12 protein-coding genes are annotated in these 15446 nt (G+C 65.1%); 5 read left to right on the top strand and 7 right to left on the bottom strand.

Translation table 11 applies throughout. The annotated features are described in order from the left end of the window. The 6 genes from NZN28_RS11120 to NZN28_RS11095 all read right to left on the bottom strand — a co-directional run. Nucleotides 1-4093 (bottom strand): hypothetical protein (locus NZN28_RS11120; protein ID WP_295398187.1); only part of this gene is annotated, 4093 nt, incomplete at its 3' end. Between the two features lie 59 nt (nucleotides 4094-4152). Then, nucleotides 4153-6858: a hypothetical protein gene (locus NZN28_RS11115; RefSeq protein ID WP_295398185.1), complete on the bottom strand. Its 2706-nt coding sequence runs from the start codon at nucleotides 6856-6858 to the stop codon at nucleotides 4153-4155. A 135-nt stretch (nucleotides 6859-6993) separates the two neighbouring features. Then, nucleotides 6994-9690, bottom strand: coding sequence for a DUF11 domain-containing protein (locus NZN28_RS11110; protein ID WP_295398183.1), 2697 nt, complete (start codon nucleotides 9688-9690; stop codon nucleotides 6994-6996). A gap of 15 nt (nucleotides 9691-9705) precedes the next feature. Then, the gene (locus tag NZN28_RS11105; RefSeq protein WP_367275832.1) at nucleotides 9706-10212 is read right to left on the bottom strand and encodes a hypothetical protein; all 507 of its coding nucleotides are present in this window, start codon (nucleotides 10210-10212) and stop codon (nucleotides 9706-9708) included. A 421-nt stretch (nucleotides 10213-10633) separates the two neighbouring features. Continuing rightward, a complete protein-coding gene (locus NZN28_RS11100) occupies nucleotides 10634-11308 on the bottom strand; it encodes a response regulator transcription factor (protein ID WP_295398181.1) in 675 nt (224 codons plus the stop codon). A 124-nt stretch (nucleotides 11309-11432) separates the two neighbouring features. Next, the gene (locus tag NZN28_RS11095; RefSeq protein ID WP_295398180.1) at nucleotides 11433-11912 is read right to left on the bottom strand and encodes a hypothetical protein; all 480 of its coding nucleotides are present in this window, start codon (nucleotides 11910-11912) and stop codon (nucleotides 11433-11435) included. A 253-nt stretch (nucleotides 11913-12165) separates the two neighbouring features. Between NZN28_RS11095 and NZN28_RS11090 the strand changes: the two genes are divergently transcribed. From NZN28_RS11090 to NZN28_RS11070, 5 genes are all read left to right on the top strand, one after another. After that, a complete protein-coding gene (locus tag NZN28_RS11090; RefSeq protein WP_295398179.1) occupies nucleotides 12166-12501 on the top strand; it encodes an Asp23/Gls24 family envelope stress response protein in 336 nt (111 codons plus the stop codon). 95 nt (nucleotides 12502-12596) lie between these two features. Further along, complete coding sequence (gene nusB, locus NZN28_RS11085; protein ID WP_295398178.1) at nucleotides 12597-13055, top strand: transcription antitermination factor NusB; 459 nt, start codon at nucleotides 12597-12599, stop codon at nucleotides 13053-13055. Between the two features lie 38 nt (nucleotides 13056-13093). Next, nucleotides 13094-13942 (top strand): bifunctional methylenetetrahydrofolate dehydrogenase/methenyltetrahydrofolate cyclohydrolase, encoded by an 849-nt coding sequence (locus tag NZN28_RS11080; RefSeq protein WP_295398176.1) that lies wholly within the window; start codon nucleotides 13094-13096, stop codon nucleotides 13940-13942. A 148-nt stretch (nucleotides 13943-14090) separates the two neighbouring features. Continuing rightward, entirely contained in the window at nucleotides 14091-14540 is a 450-nt protein-coding gene (locus NZN28_RS11075) for a divergent PAP2 family protein (protein WP_295398174.1), read from the top strand. 65 nt (nucleotides 14541-14605) lie between these two features. Next, nucleotides 14606-15076, top strand: a complete 471-nt coding sequence (locus NZN28_RS11070; RefSeq protein ID WP_295398172.1) for a CAP domain-containing protein — start codon at nucleotides 14606-14608, stop codon at nucleotides 15074-15076. On the opposite strand, the gene NZN28_RS11065 is transcribed toward NZN28_RS11070, so the two are convergent. After that, nucleotides 15073-15312 carry a hypothetical protein gene (locus NZN28_RS11065; RefSeq protein WP_295398170.1) on the bottom strand — a complete coding sequence of 80 codons (240 nt, stop codon included), beginning with the start codon at nucleotides 15310-15312 and terminating at the stop codon, nucleotides 15073-15075. The two genes, NZN28_RS11070 and NZN28_RS11065, sit on opposite strands and share 4 nt — an antisense overlap. Nucleotides 15313-15446: the final 134 nt, after the last annotated feature.

Genomic DNA, 15446 nt, shown 5'->3' with positions numbered 1-15446 from the left:
GCACCGGCTGGAAGTCGGAGCTACTGGGCCAAAGCGGTTCGGAGAGGGTCAGAATGCCGCTGGCGGCGTCCAGCACATAGTCCTTGAGGCGCTCCAGCCGTCTTTCGCTGGCCCCCACCAGCAGCGTTACCTCTTCGCTGCCCGGTTCGGCGGGCCCGCTCAGCTTGTAGAAGCGGGTGCCATCGGGCACGATCAGGTCGGTTTTGCTGCCCACCGGCAGCCAGCCCGCAAAGCCTTGCAGGGCCAGGTCGTCGCGGGTCTCGAGGCGCAGGGCGGTGCCCTGGGGCAGTTCGCTCACCCCAAAAACGCTCAGCCGGTCGGCAAAGTAGCCCAGGCTGAAGCCTTCCTGGTCGTAGCGCAGGGCCACCGGGTCGTCGGAGCGCAGGGGCTGCTGGGCCTCGTTGCCCGCACCCGTGAGCGGGAAGCGCCCATCCGGGTCGTTCGGGTCGCGCAGGCCGTTCCCGACCTCGGGCTGGCCCTGGTTGAAGCGCAGCGAGCCATCCAGGGCGGCCCGCAGGGTGCCGGCGGCGAAGGGGCTTTCCAGGTAGCCGCGCCCCATTCCAAACACCTGGATGCTCTCGCCCAACCGCGCCCCCACGCTGCCCTGGAACTGCCACAGCCGGGTCTGGCGGCCCAGCACGAAGAACTCGGCCTGGCCCTCCACCTCGCCGAAGGCCAGCCGCAGGCGCAGGGGGGTGGGGGTGGCGGTGGGTTTGAGCCGCAGGAGGGCCTGCCCGTCCTTGAGCAGCACCTGGTAGCCCGAGAGGAGCGGGAAAGCGTCGGGCTCGAGGGGCTCGCCCGAGGTCTCCACCGTGAGGGCGCCAAAGCCAGCTGGCAGTCCCAAGGCGTCCAGGGCCCGGATTTCCAGTTCCAGAGGGGTGCGGCCATCGGCCAACAGGCGCAGGGGGCGCACCTCCAGCCGGGTGGGGCTGCCCGCCAGGAAGACCTCCACCCGGTCGGAGCCGGCAGGGGTTTGCACCTCGATCAGGTTGCGCCCCGGTTGCAGCGGCAGGCCGTAGTATTCCAGGCGCTGGAGGCCCTGGCCGCTGTCGTAGGTGGCCTGGCCCAGGTTTCTGGCGTCTACGGGCTGGCCGTTCAGGGTCAGGCGGGTCTCGAGGCCGTAAGGGGTTTGCAGCACCACCCGGGTTTTATCCACCCGGAACAGGGTGCCGGGCAGGGGCTCTTGAATGTAGCCCTCGCGCGCCCTGACCTCCAGGGGCCGGGCTTTTTCAAAGCTGGCAAAGGTTTGCTGGCCTTGCAAATACACCTCCTGGTCGGCGATGCGCAAAGTCAGGGAGGGTTCGGCCACAGGCCCCAGGGCCTCGCGGTGGCGCAGCTGGTAGGAGAGCACCCCCTGGGCCTGGTAAGGCAGCTCGAAGAACAGGCGGCCCGCGTCGTCTGTCCTGGGGTCGGGCAGGGGCCGGCCATCCAGCCGGGCCGAACCCGGCTCATAGGCCGCCCGGTCGGGCGGGCGGTGGGTCAGCAGCAGGCGCTCTCCGGCGGTGGCGCTCTGGAGGTTGAACTCGAGGTGAATGGTGGAGCGGCGCAGGGGCTCCAGGATGGGCAGCACGGTCAGGGCGGCTTTGGTGGGGAAGGAGGCCGGAACTCCGTTTATAAAGGCCGTGACCTGATTTTCCAGGAGGCCCACCCGGCCCGCCTCGGCCTCGAGCCGCAGTTCGTGCACCTCCCCGGCCTGCAGGGTGAAGCGCAGGTTGTCGGGCAGTTGCATTTTGAGGCCCTCGTCGGGAGACTCTCGCAGCTCGAGGGTTATGGCATGGTCGGTGGGGTTGCCCAGGCGGAGGGTGAAGGCCGCCGGGCTGCCCAGCACCACCCGCGCCGGCTCCACGGTTTTTTCCAGGCGCAGCAGGGTTCGCTGGAGGCGGTCCGGTGCGCTAAGGTGGCCGCCGTTGGACACCAGCTGGGCCTGGAAGAGCCCTTCCGCCGGGGTGCCAAAGCGCACCTGGGCTAAGTAGGTGTGGGTGGCGCTCTGGCCGGGGGCCAGTTCGCCGCTGAACTGCGGGGTGGTGGCGACCTCGAGCCACTCGGGATAGGTGTCGCGCAGGGTGTAGGTCAGGGGGGCCTGGCCGGTATTACGAACCACCAGCCGCACCTCCACCCCCTCTCCCGGCACCACCACGCGCTTGTTCAGCGAGCGCGAGAGTTCGGCCACCGGGCGCAGCACCTGCACCTCGGCCCGGGCCTCGGCCAGGGGTTGGTTTTGCTCATCGAGTAGGCGGGCGGTGTTGGTCAGGGTGGCGGGGGCTTCGGGGGTCACGCGGGCCCGCACCTCGAGCGCCCGTTCTTCGCCCGCCTGAAGCTCGAGGGTCAGGTCGAGCGGCAGGCCCTGCAACCCGGCGGCCAGGGGATCCTGCACCCGCACCCGGCCTGCCTCGTCGCCGGTGTTCTGCACCCGCAGGCGCCAGACGGCCTCGCTGCCCACCGCCACGCGGGGGGTGAGGGCCTCCTTGCGCAGGGTGAAGGTGGCGGGCTGGAGCACGCGCAGCCGGGCCTGGGCTTGCTGCTGCCAGGGAGCCAGAATGGCACCCACCTCGGGTTCGCTTTTGCAGGTGGCCCGGGCCTGTACCCGCAACACGGCCTCGCGGCCCTGGGCCACGGGGGCGGTCAGGCGGGTGGCGCTCAGGGCTTCCAGGCAGGGAGGGAGCTGAAGCTCTACGTCGGCGGGCAGCAGGCGTGGGAATGCCGTGCTGACGCGGGCGGTCAGGGTGGTCTGTTCGCCGACCCGCAGGGTGGCCGGGGTGGCTTCCAGGCTGAGCTGCACCTGTGGGTAGACCCAAAAGCGCACCCGCTGGGTCTGGCCGCTCTCCAGCCCTACCGAAGGCGGCCCCTCAATGCGGGCCCCGCTCAGTTGGGGTGCGAGTTTGAAATTGCCGGGTTGTAACCGCAGGCTGGCCCTGCCCTGGTTCAGGGTTACGGCCTGGTCGCCTACCTGGAGGGGCAGGTCAAAGGGTTGTTCGCCATCGGGCAGCACCAGCACCGCCTCGAGCTCCAGCGTGGCGGGAGGAGGGTCGGTTCTTTCGAGCACAAAACGGGCCTGGCCCCCCGCACACCCAAAGCGCACGCGCTGGGCCCCCAGGCGTTCGCCGCCCTGCACCTCCAGCCGCGCCAGGCGGTAGCCCTCGGGCAGGGTGGAAAGGGTCAGGGTTCGAATTTTGTCGCCCTCGGTGGCGATGGGCACGTTCAGGGGGCGGCCCTCGCCGTCCACCACCGCCGCCGTGACCGGGCGCGGGGCCACCACCCGGAAGGCGTTTTGCTCGACCTCCATGCAGGCATCCACACGGAAGCCGATGGTGTTGGAGTACTGGGTGGCGGTTTTGGGTTGGCGGAAGCCAAAGGTAATCACCCCCGGCTGGCGGATGTCGTAATAGGCCCAGCTACGGTCGCCGGAAACACTGCGCGGCTCGATGCGTCCGTCCGGCAGCCGAACCCGGCCCTCCATCTCCCGGGCGCCGTCCTCGTCGTAGAAGCCCACCCGCAGCGGCAGAACCTCGGGGCTCACGCCCAGCACGAAGGGCTCGAGCCAGTCCTGTCCCTTGATGGTGGCGACCGAAAGGGGGTTGCCAATCTGGAACTGGCGCACATCGTAGAGTTGCAGGGTGGGGTCTACCAGCAGTTCGGCGGCTCCCGGCACGCTGGTCTGGATGCGGTAGCGGAAGGCGTTTTTGCCCAGGCCCTGCAGGCGGCTGGAAAGCTGGTACACGCCGGGTTCGACCGGACCCCGGAAAAAGAGCACCCAGCGGTGGGGCTCCACCGTGTAGGTCTGCTGGGCCAGAACCTGCCCGTCGCGCGCGAGCACAAACTGCGCGACCATCTCGCCCTGGCCCCGGTCGTAGCGCTCGTCGCCCAGCTCCTCCTGGCCCCGCAGGGCGCGGCGGTAATCGCTCGGGTCGAAACCAGGCGAGTAAATTTGCAGGTTCAGCAGGGTGGGTTTGTTCACCACCACGCTGGCCCGCAGCGCCTGGATTTCCCAGCCCAGCCGATCGCCCGGTACGATGCCCCGCAGATCGGTGCGGGCCTGGGCCAGGGCTATGCCGCCGAAAGCCCAGAGCCATAAGCTCAGGGCCAGCAGCAGCACGCCAGGGTACAGGCCTCTCTTTCTGAGCCCTGTGCCCTGTGCCCTCAGCCCTGTCCCCTTCACGGATACCTCCAGCGGGCCTGGGGGTCGGTCAGGAAGCCACCCGGCAGGTCGTAGGTGAGGGTCTGGGTGCCCTGGAACTGCTCAAACCGGAACACCCGTTCCCCGCCGCCGGGCAGCGGGTCGGTGAGGGTCAGGTCGGTGAGGGTTTCGGCGGAGTTCAGAACCAGCACCACCCGCACGCCGCTGGGGAGGGGCAGCAGTTTTTTCTCTACCCTGAGGGGCCCAAACTCCAGCGTGGTCTCGCGCAGGGTTCGGGCCAGGCCAGCCGGGCGCTCGAGCGGGAAGTCGCTCACGCTCAGGCCCTCCACCCGCACCCGGTGGCGGTAGCCGTTGCCAAAGGCTTCGGGGTGGGGAAGGGGCTGGAAGGGGGCCGAGGCGGGCTCGAGCGTCACCTCCCACAGCCCCCCACTCAGGTTGCGGAAGATGTAGCGGCCCTCGCTGTCGGTCAGGGTTTGCAGCCCATTGCTCAGAAGCACCCGAGCACCCGGCAGCGGCACGTCCAGGCCCGCGGTGTACTGGCCGTCGCGGTTGGTGTCCAGGAAGACCCGCCCCAGCAAACTGTGGGGTGGGGTAAAGACCCCCGGCTGGAGCTGCACCACGGCCGAGGCCACCGCGCTGGCCACCGCCGCGTTGCTGCCGGTACTGCCGATGGCCCTTGCGGTGTTCCGAAGCGCGGGCCCGGCCCCGGCCAGCACGCGCATTTTGTAGCTCAGCACCATGCGGGTGCCGGGGGCCAGGGTCAGGTTGTTCCAGATGAGCCTGCCCCCTTGCAGCAGGGGTTCGCCTGGGCTGGCGCTGCCGGGCACATAGGCCAGACCGGCATCCGGGGTGTCCTCGAGGCGCACCGAGAGGGCCACCCGGCCCACATTGACCACCGTGAGAGTATAGGTGAGCAGGTCGCCCACGCTGGCCCGGCTGGGTTGCACCTGCTTTTCCAGCAGGAGCGCCGAGGCCAGCACGTTCAGGGTTACGGTGTTGGAAAAGAGCGGGTTGCCAATGGCCTCGGAGCGCAGGCTGAAGCGGTTGGGGATGGAGGTGTTGTCGGGGGCGCCGGGGCTTACGCGGGTCTCGAGGCTCAGGGTACGGGTGCTGCCGGCGGTCAGGGTCAGGTTCCAGCGCACGGTGCGGCTTCCGGAGGCATAGCTGCCGCCCTCGGAGGCCGAGACGAACTCCAGGCCCGCGTCCAGCACGTCCTCCACAATGGCGTTCTCGAGGGCAATGGGCAGGGGGTTCTCGATTTCCAGCGTATAGACCACCCGCTCCCCAGGGGTCACCGTGGGGCCGCTGCGGCTGCTCTTGCGCAGCACCAGCTGGGAAAGGTCCAGCACCTGCGCCACCCGGTTGAGGGTGGGGTCGGTGCTGCCCGTGGCCGCCGAGCGGGCTTGCAGGGTGAACTCGAAAGGGGCCGTGCTTGCCGGTAATCCCGGCAGGCAGGCGGCAAAGCTCAGGCTGGCCCCTGCTTGCAGGGCGATGGGGAGGGGCAGGCTGCTGCCCCCCAGGGTGCGGTAGCTCAAGCTGACCCCGCTTGGCAAGCCCACCGCTTCCAGGGTGTAGGTGTCGGTGGCGTTGCCCCGGTTGAGCAGGGTGTGGGCAAAACAATAGGGCTGTCCGGCCAGCAACTGCGCGGTTTGTTGATCGGCGGCCCCCACCGCCTGCGGATTATTCAGAGGCCCCAGGGCCAGGGCGTACTGGGCCGCAATTTGCAGCTCGATGGAGGCCTGCGCGCTGCTGCTCGCGGACTCGGCGCTCACGAGGTTGCGCCGGGGGCCCGCCGGTGCACCGGCCCCCACCCGCATGCGGAAGCTGAAAAGCGCCTCCTCGCCGGACTCGAGGCCCTCCAGCACCAGGCGGATGCCCCGCACCTGGGTTTCACTCGAGCTCCAGGTGGCCCCATCGCTGTACTCGAGGCGGCCCTTGGCGGCGCTGGCCGAACCCGGCACATAGCTCAGGTCGCGCAGCTCCGGGGTGTCCAGCAGGTCGCTCACGTAAATGGGGCCGGCAGCCCGCGCGTTGCCCAGGTTCCAGACCCGAATGCTGAAGCGCACCTCCTGCCCCTCGCGGGCCTCCGGAATGTCCACCGACTTGACCACATTAAGCGCGGCCCCACTGCCGATGCTGACCCGGCTGTAGTTGTCGTCGTCGCGGGTGCCGTCGGGGCAGGTGGCCACCGGGCTGATGTGCAGCTCGCCGGAGGCCGCTAAGGGGGTTTGGAGCTCCAGAATCAGCCGGATTTCCTGGCCTGGGGCCAGGGTAACGCTGCTGAGTTCCACCTCGCCGGCATCCAGCCGGGCGTTGGCGTTGGCATCGTGATACAACCGCACCGAACTCGGCGTCCAGGGAGCGCCGTCCTGGGCCCAGCCCAGGTTGAAGGTAAAGCCCTGGTTTCCACCATTGCGCAGCAAGTAGGCAAAATATGCAAACCCACCCGCCGGTACCACCGCCCGCTGGGCAGGGGCGCCCAGGGTTCCGCTCGGGGTGAGGGAGGGCGCACATACCGCCTGCACCACGGTCTCAATCTCGTTCGAAAGGTAGGTCTGCCCGTTGACTATCGCCAGCGCTTGGTTGCGAATGATGGTTCCGGCAGGGGTGGCCCAGGCCAGGTTGAGCAGCACCGCCAGCACCAGTCCCCCCCCGACCCGCGCTCCCAGGCCGAGCGCGGACGTCAAGAGGATTCGAACCGGTGCAGGCGTCAAAAATTTCATCTGGTGTTGTGAAGAACGTCCTCAAAAAAGGAGGTGCGAGAGCCCATGGCCAGCCCGCTCAGGGTCAATCATAGGCTCTCGCACGGCATTTTCCAGGTTATTTCCCCACCCCCCAAACAGGGGGGTGGGCAGGGCTTATTGCACCTGGACGCGGAAGACGATGGTGATGGTGGCCGAAGGCGGCATCAGGTCGGCGCTGCTGATGGTGTTGTCGCCGTTGGTGTCCACCGCCACATAGATCGAGCTGCCCGCGCTCAGGCTGGTGGGCGCGGTGGTGCTCCAGGTGGTTCCGTTGGTGGAGTAGAGCACCGTACCGCCACTGAAGCCGCTGAGGGTGGCGCTCACGCTGACAAAGTTGGTGTACGAGGGCAGCGGGTCGGTGATTACAACCTGCGTGAGGTTGCCCGTGCCGATGTTGCTGGCGACCACGGTGTACTCGATGACGTCGCCGGGCAGCGCGGTGGCAGCGTTGGCGTCGCGCACGGTGCTGCTGGTGCCCACAAAGCTCACGCCGGTCTTGGTCAGACGCAGGTCACCGCCGACCACGGTGGTGGTCTCGGTCACGCTGTCGCTCACGCTGGCGCTGCCCACCGTGCAGCTGGCCGTCAGGGTGTTGACATCGGTGCGCCCGATGGGTTGTCCGGCGGGGGTCAGCACCCGCACATAGAGGGTCTGGCTGCCGCCGTTGGCCGCAACCGAGACCCCGCTCAGGCTGGCCGCCCAGGTGCTGCCGTCCAGCGAGTACTGATAGGTCCAGCCAAAGCTGCCGCCGTTGCCTGTGATGCTGCACACCCCGCTCTGGTTGGAGTTGTTGACCAGGGTGTGGGTGTAGGTGAGGGTGCCTGGGGTGGTGATGGTGCCGGTGCGGGGCGGCTCGAGGCTAATCTGGGCCACCAGGTTCACATCCACCGCACCCCGGATGGTATCGCTGACGCTGCCCAGGGTGGTGCTGGTGACGGTGAACTGCACGTTGTCGCCGGTGACGGGGGTGGCGTCTACCGGAGCGGCGCCGACCGGTACCTGCACCACGGCGATATAGCAGCTGGTGCTGCCGTTGTTCAGCAGACCCGTACCGCTGACCGGAGCCGGGGTGGGGGTGTCCATGCTGCCATCGCAGTTGAGGTCGGGGTAGAAGGCCACCGTCCAGCCCGCAGGCAGCGTGGCCGAGAAGGTGTAAGTGTCGGGGTTATGGCCGGTGTTGCTAACCTCGAAGGGGAACTGGGCCGTGCCACCAGGGTTCACTGCCGGGTTGTAGCCCGCACGGCTATCGTTGGCGGGGTCGCCGCTCTCGCCGCCGGCGGCGCCGTTGGTGTTGTGGGCGGCATCCACGCCATAGCCCAAGACCACCGAGGTGACGGCCAGGGTGGTGGCGTCCACGCCGTCGAGCAGGGTGGCTACGCTGCCGCTGGGGTTGCTGACCGAGGTGGCGGTCAGGGTCACGCTGCCGCCAGTGGTCTGGCTAGCAGGAATCGCACAGCGCACCACCACGGTGTAGGTTGCGCCCGCCGCCAGGGGGCCTACCGGGCCGGCGAGGGGGGTCACGCCGTCGGACTGGAACAGGGTGCAGACCCCCAGGGTGCTGGTACCCAGGCTCAGGGTGAAGCTATCCGAAGCGTTGCCGGTGTTTTGCAGGGTGGAATTGAAGCTGACCGTGCTGCCGGAGAAGGCCGAGGCCAGGGTCTGGGTATCGGCTCCGTCCACCGCAGTGGCACCGGTTCCGCCGATGGCCACACTGTAGCGGCTGGCGGTGGTGTTGGTGGTGGTGTTGGAGGTGACGGTCTGGTTGGCCGTACCGTTGTTGAATTGCACGGTCGCGCTGTTGAGGTAGGTGGTTCCGGCTGCGGAAGCCGCAGGTACGGTGGCCTGGAAGCTAAAAGTGTAGGAAGCGGTCTGAGGGAAGAAGGCTCCGGTTCCGCTGATGAACATCCCAATCGCAATGGTGCCGTTGCCGGTGAGCGGTAGGTTGCCGGCGGTCAGCGGGGCCCAGGTGGTGCCGGTGGTACTGTAGACGAACTGTACCGTACCTGCACCCGCGCTGCCGGTGGGTAGGGTGCTCACGACCAGGCCATTGGGAATGGTGTCCCGGATCAAAATACCGCTACCGCTGAGACCGCTCACGCTCACCCCGCTGGCCGCACTACCGCCCACGTTCGAACCGCTGATGGTGTAGGTGATGTTGCTGCCAGGGTTTACGCTACCGGCGGGGCTGGCCGACTTGGTGGCGGTCAGGGCGGCGCTGGTGGTGGCGGTGGCCCGGGCCCAGTTGTTGGTGTCGGTCACGCTGGTGTTGCCTGCCGAGGTGCCGCTCAGGTTGAGGTTGCCGTTCTGGCCGTTGGTGGCCGAGGCCGGAATGGTGCCGGCCACAATCACACAGGCGCTGGCCCCAGCGGTGCCCTGGCGGGTCAGGTTCACGCTGGTGATGGCCGTGGTTTCGCCCGGGTCAATGGTGCCGTTGCAGTTGGCGTCGAGGTAGATGGCTGTGCCGCTCAGGTCGAAGTTATCCCCGGTGTCCTGGACAGTGGTCAGGTTGATGGTATCAGAGCCGTTACCGGTATTGCTGACCGTGTAGCTGAAATAGACAGGGGCGCCAGGGAGGGCGTTGCGGGTCTGACCAGGAGCGGCCTGGGTGCCGTCGGGGGTGATGCTGAAGCTGTACACCTGCTGCACTACGGTGATGACCTGGTTCGAGGTGGTGGTTCGGGCCTGACCCGCCGAGTCAATGTAGCTGGCCGAGGCCTGGTTGGAGATGTTGGTTCCAGCTGGGGTCTGCTGGGCCAGCACAGCCCCAAAAAGCACCAGTGCTGCAACCAACAGGGCAAAGAGTTTGTTCATTCCTGGGTTCCTCCTTTATCGCACAACGGTACGAAGTCTGAGCAAGACGGTTTGCTTGGCGCCCAGCTCGGGTAGCACCCAGCGGGCGTGGGTGTATTCTTCGGGTTTCACTTCGACTTCCTTTTCGACCTCCTTGCCGTTTTCCACCACCCTGACCTTCCGCTTGAGCGGCGGCCTGCCAAAGGTGCGCCCCCCGTCGAAGCTGAACTCAGCAGTGACCAGGGTTTCGCCCAGTTGCAAGGGCTGTGCGCTCAAAGCCTGGTACGCAGTGTTGGCGGGAATCGGGATGATGAGGGCAACCTGGCGGAGGGGTTTTTCGGTGGTATTTTGGGCGTTGAGTTGGTACTCGATGACCTGGCCGGGTTTGACGTCCAGGGCGGCCTCGAGCCGCTCCAGGGTTTTGCCCTCCTGCTGCACGGTTACTACCCGATGGGCCTTGAGGTCAAGTCGAATATCGGTGCCACCCTGGGCTAGCACCAACCCAGCTAAGAACATCGCTCCTGTAGCCAACCAACGCTTCAAGTACATGCATCCTCCAGAAGGCTCCGTGGCTGAGGTGCCCAGCCACATTACCCGAACTCAGACAATAAAGCCGCTCTTGTGATCTACTGGTTTATTTGTCACGATACCCTAGTGCGGTATGAACCCTCAGGCGCTCTCACTGTCCTAATGTTCCTGTTTTTTTCTCGAAAATATCGAAGTAATTTCATGTAACGCCTAATTTGGAATAGGGAGTTATAAACGATTGAAGAGGGGAATTGTCTAGACTAAAAGAAAAGTGTTGTAATTAACTTGATTTTTTCAATGCAAAAGTATATTGCGCTCTATGCAAAGGTACCTGCCAAAATGGGTAGCCACAGTTCTGTCTTGAGCAAATGTCCTTGAACTTGAACCTCATGAAATGTGGAGAGTGTTCCGGCTATTTCGCCTTCATTTTTTCACCTCATGGCTCTGAGCGAAGCCGGTAACCCTGACCGAAAACAGTCTCAACATAGCGCGGAGCTTTGGGATCGTCGCCGAGTTTGCGCCGCAACAGGGCCACATAGCTATCCACCACCCGCTCGTCCACCGCGCTGCCGCGTTCGGCTCCCCAGACCCGCTGTAAAAGGCGTTCCCGGCTCCAGACCTCGCCGGGGTTTTGGGCCAGCGTGAGCAATAAATCCAGTTCGGTGGGGGAGAGCTCCAGGAGCTGGTCGGCCTTGAACGCCTGGCGCCGTTTGAGCACGATGCGCAGGTCGTTGACACAAATTTCCTGTTCCGGTCGAGCGCGTCGCAGCAGGGCCCGTACCCGGGCGACCATCTCCCGTACGCTCATGGGCTTGGTGATGTAGTCGTCGGCGCCAAGCTCCAGCGCTCGGATTCGCACCTCTTCCGAACCCTGGGCGCTGACGACCAGGATGGGGAGGTTCCAATCGGCTTCGCGCAGCTCCCGAATTACCTCGAGGCCCCCCAGTCCGGGCAGGCCCAGGTCGAGCAGCATGAGGTCGGCTTGGGGGGCCATTTGCACCGCATCCAGCCCATTGATGGCCAGCATGGTCGAGTATCCCTCGCGCTCGAGGGCCGAGGTCATTAGGTGGGCTAGTTGGGGGTCATCCTCGACAATCAATAGACGTTCCATATCAACATCAACAGGGCGTATTTCCTTCTTTTATGCCTCCATCATACCTGGCTGGGCTTGCGTTCCTGCCCGAACTGGAGAATACAAGGGCATCCCGTCGGCTCTGCGAGCAATTGTTGACGTTTTAGGGCACAAAAGCCACCCTGGCAACCAGGTTACGGAACTGAAGGGTGCCTGAAGCGACACCGCCGCTATCCAGGCGAACCCCTAGCCAGAGATTCCCGCTGTTGATGCCGCTTTTCAGGCGGTTGCCCGACAGGCGCAAGGGCTGAGTGGTGCCGGATGAAAAGTTCACCGTTCCGGATTGCTCAATGTGAGGCGCGTTGGGGTTGCAAATGTAAAACCCACTGACCCGGTTGTTGCAGGGTTCGCTGTCACTGGCAAAAAATGTGAAACTGGCTGACGTTTGCTGAAAAATGAGGCTGCCTTCCAGGGTCAGTTGTGCAACGGGCACCGGGGGCTTATCAAACTGCGCTTTCACAAAAACCGCTTGGCCCGTTTGCACGCCCGTAAAGTCCGCATCAAAGTCCCTGACGCCAATTGCAAGGGGGGCGCTGGCGCATCCAGACAGGATCATGAGAAACACTGCGAAGAACCATCGCATAGCAACCAAAGTTTACCAGCAGCGTCACGTCGTCAATGGTTGTGGTCTAGGTTCGGACGCCATGCGGCCATTGGGCAGAATCCGGGTCGTACCCCCCAGGCCATGCCCTTTCGCCGCTGTTTTCCTGAAACCATTGGGGTGCGCCTACTCAAAAAAGCAGGCGTGCCAACTTTCCCCGCGGCAGGCAAGGCGCGGGGTAGGGGCCTGGTTGCTTCTTTTTGTGCTCGCTGTGGTTAGCAGGTAAACTACGGGCATGGTGGACTACGAAGTCTCTGAATCGGCCCTGGTCAGCCTGGTGGTGCTGGCGATGGAGGGGCTGAAGGGGCTCCGGCTGGCCCCGGCGGGCACCCGGAGCGTGGGCGATGTGCTCTCGGGCCGACGGTCGCGCCCGGTGCGCCTCGAGCGCGAAGGCGATGGGGTGACGGTCGATTTGAACCTGAGCGTGGACTATGGCAGGCCCATCATGGAGGCCGCCAAGGAAGCCCAGAAGACCGTAGCCGAAACGCTCATGGCCTCTACAGGACTCAAAGTAAAAGCCGTCAACATCACGGTGGTTGCGGTCGAGTACAAGGAGCCCCATGCCGCGTAGGGAAGAAACGGCTTTGGGCGGACAGGGAACAGCTTCCCTCGAGTCCACCCACTTTTCCCCCGGTTCTGAGCCATTAACCGCCACAGGGAGCGTTTATGCGGCGTAAGGCCCGTGAACTGGCCTTCAAAGTGCTTTTTGAGCATGCGGTGGGTGGGGTTCCGCTCGAAGAAGCCTGGCAGCATGCCACCCAGGAGATCGAGCCCGATGAGTCGGATCAGGAGGCCGATGTCCTGGATGCCGAAGGGCTTTCGTTTGCCCACCATCTGGTGCAGGGTTACCAGGCCCAGCAGGCCACCATAGACCAGATCCTATCCACGACCATCGAGGGCTGGAGCTTTGGTCAGATGGCCAAGACCGACCTGGCGGTTTTGCGGCTGGCTGCCTACGAGATGCTCTTTGAGCCCACCCCGCACGCCCCCCTGATCGAAGTGGCGGTCAAGATTGCCAAGCGCTACGGCGGCGAGGACTCGGGCCGCTTTGTCAACGGGGTTCTGGCCCGGTTGCTCAGGCGCATCGAATCCGGCGAGTTACAGGCGGTTGCCAAGAGCGACTAACCGGCGCCGGCTCTTTTTAGGTTTTCTCGAGGTCTTTTATGCTCCAACTATCCGGCCCTCCGGTTGCCGAGGCGGTTTATCAGGAATTGCAGGTTCAACTGTCCAAGCTTTCCTATGTGCCCCATCTGCGGGTGGTGCGGCTGGGGGAAGACCCGGCCTCGGTCTCCTACGTGCGGCTCAAGGAACGGCAGGCCCGAAAGCTGGGCCTATCCAGCCAGGTGGATGTCTTTCCCGAAAGCACCTCCCAAGATGAGCTGCTGGCCCATATCGCCCGGCTCAACGCCGACCCAGAGGTGGACGGCATTCTGGTGCAGTCGCCGGTGCCTCCACAGGTCGATTTCAACACCGTGCTGGAATCCATCAGCCCCCTAAAGGACGTGGACGGCCTGACCCCCACCAACGCCGGGCGGCTGTGGATGGGCCTCGAGGCCCTGGAGTCCTGCACCCCCGCCGGCGTTATGCGAATCCTGAAGCACTATCAGATTCCCCTGGCGGGCCGGGAAGTGGTGATTGTGGGCCGCAGCAACCTGGTGGGCAAGCCACTGGCGGCCCTGATGTTGCGCGAAAACGCCACCGTAACCCTGGCCCACTCCCGCACCCAGAACCTGGACGAGGTCTGCTGCCGGGCCGATGTGCTGGTGGCTGCAGTGGGCAAGGCAGGGCTGATCACGCCCGACATGGTGCGCCCTGGCGCGGTGGTGGTGGACGTGGGCATCAACCGGGTGGGCCAGAATGAAAAAGGCCGCGATATTCTGGTTGGTGATGTTGCGCCCGAGGTGGCCGGGGTGGTCTCGGCTTTGACGCCGGTGCCGGGGGGGGTGGGCCCCATGACGGTGGCGATGCTCCTCCACAACACGGTCAAGGCGGCCATCCGTCGCCGGGGCTGACCCGAAGGTGGAGCCTAGTTTGCTGCTATGGTGCCTGGCATGTTTGGTCCCCTTCGGGGGTTCAGCCCGCGCCCCCCACTTTTGCGGAAGAAGGCGCGGCGAAAAAACCAGAGGCCAGTCCTTCGCCATGAAGGTAGAATGAAAGCCGGTGACCGAGCTTCTTTCCAATCAGGTGTTATGGACGGCCATCCTGGCCAGTGTGTTTGCCCAGCTCCTGAAGCTTTTTATCTACTATCTGGTTGAGCGCCGCTGGGAGTGGGAGCGTCTGGCCGAGACCGGCGGCATGCCCTCCTCTCATTCGGCTACGGTTGCGGCACTGGCGACCGGGGTGGGAATAACCGAGGGGGTGGGTAGCGCCTTTTTTGCCATTGCGGTGGTGCTGGCTATTATCGTGATGTACGATGCCACCGGCATTCGGCGGGCGGCGGGGCTGCACGCCGAACGCTTGAACGACCTTTTTGAGGAGTTTCGGGCCGTCTTCGAGCATGGGCCCCGGCCCGAGCCGTTGAAAGAGCTGCTGGGCCACACTTACCTCGAGGTGGCGGTGGGGGCTTTATTGGGCATCCTTTTTGCAGTGCTCAGCTTTGCCCTGGTCTGAGTCCGTCTCAATCGGGATTCGGATTGCCCGGAGTGGGGGTGTGTGGTAGCATTCGTGCGTTCGGTATGAAGAAGCTGGCTTGGGCATGGATGGTTCTGGGCTTTGCAGTTGCGATGGCCCAGCCAACAGCCCAGTTGGAATCAAAGGCCCTCTCCCTCATCAATGAGGCCCGGGCTCGAGGCCTGGCCTGTCGCGGGGGCGGGGGTGGGGTTCGCCTGCCGCCCCTGCGCTACGATGCCACCCTGGCCCAGGCCGCCAGGGGTCATGCCCTCAATATGGGGCGCTACGGCTTCATGTCGCACTATTTTCGGGGTGTAGGGCCCCGGGTGCGGGTGGCCAGGGCCGGCTATGGCTACCTGCGTATGTCGGAAATCATCTTCAAGGGCCGTAACAGCGACCCCGCCAGGGCGGTGCGCTGGTGGTTGCGTTCGCCCGCCCACTGTCGCGCCATCATGAACCCCCACTACACCGAGTTTGGCGCGGGGCTCTCGAGGGTCGGTCATGCCTGGGCGGTGGTGCTGGCCCAGCCCCGCTAGCGCCGCTGGGCTAGGCGCAGGATGGCCAGCATTCCCAGGCTTTGCAGCAGCGGAAACGACATGAGGGTATAAGCGCCGGGCCACAGGGCGAATAGCCCCACCGGAATCACGGTCGCCACCACCCCAATCCACATCAACTCGGTGCGGTTGCGTTCGCGCAGCAGGCGGTAGATGACGTAGTTGTTGAAAACCGCAAACACCAGCAGCAAAACCCAGGCCAGCACAAAGGTATTCATCGCCTCGCATTCTACGACGGCCCAGCTGAAGTGATTTCCGAGCCGCCTTATTGCGCTCTTCACAGACGTGGCCGCCCACGAAAACGAGAAGGGACAAAGAGACGTGCCTCACCTCGGTGAGGCACGCTTGTCTG

The sequence above is a fragment of the Meiothermus sp. genome, from assembly GCF_025056915.1.
Lineage (GTDB): Bacteria > Deinococcota > Deinococci > Deinococcales > Thermaceae > Meiothermus.
This window is presented reverse-complemented; position numbering and strand designations above follow the sequence as displayed.

Bases quoted from the DNA above. Each gene is read 5' to 3' on its own strand.
- NZN28_RS11115 (WP_295398185.1), bottom strand. From the start codon at position 6,858: ATGAAATTTTTGACGCCTGCACCGGTTCGAATCCTCTTGACGTCCGCG.
- NZN28_RS11110 (WP_295398183.1), bottom strand. From the start codon at position 9,690: ATGAACAAACTCTTTGCCCTGTTGGTTGCAGCACTGGTGCTTTTTGGG.
- NZN28_RS11100 (WP_295398181.1), bottom strand. From the start codon at position 11,308: ATGGAACGTCTATTGATTGTCGAGGATGACCCCCAACTAGCCCACCTA.
- NZN28_RS11095 (WP_295398180.1), bottom strand. From the start codon at position 11,912: ATGCGATGGTTCTTCGCAGTGTTTCTCATGATCCTGTCTGGATGCGCC.
- NZN28_RS11090 (WP_295398179.1), top strand. From the start codon at position 12,166: ATGGTGGACTACGAAGTCTCTGAATCGGCCCTGGTCAGCCTGGTGGTG.
- nusB (WP_295398178.1), top strand. From the start codon at position 12,597: ATGCGGCGTAAGGCCCGTGAACTGGCCTTCAAAGTGCTTTTTGAGCAT.
- NZN28_RS11080 (WP_295398176.1), top strand. From the start codon at position 13,094: ATGCTCCAACTATCCGGCCCTCCGGTTGCCGAGGCGGTTTATCAGGAA.
- NZN28_RS11070 (WP_295398172.1), top strand. From the start codon at position 14,606: ATGAAGAAGCTGGCTTGGGCATGGATGGTTCTGGGCTTTGCAGTTGCG.
- NZN28_RS11065 (WP_295398170.1), bottom strand. From the start codon at position 15,312: ATGAATACCTTTGTGCTGGCCTGGGTTTTGCTGCTGGTGTTTGCGGTT.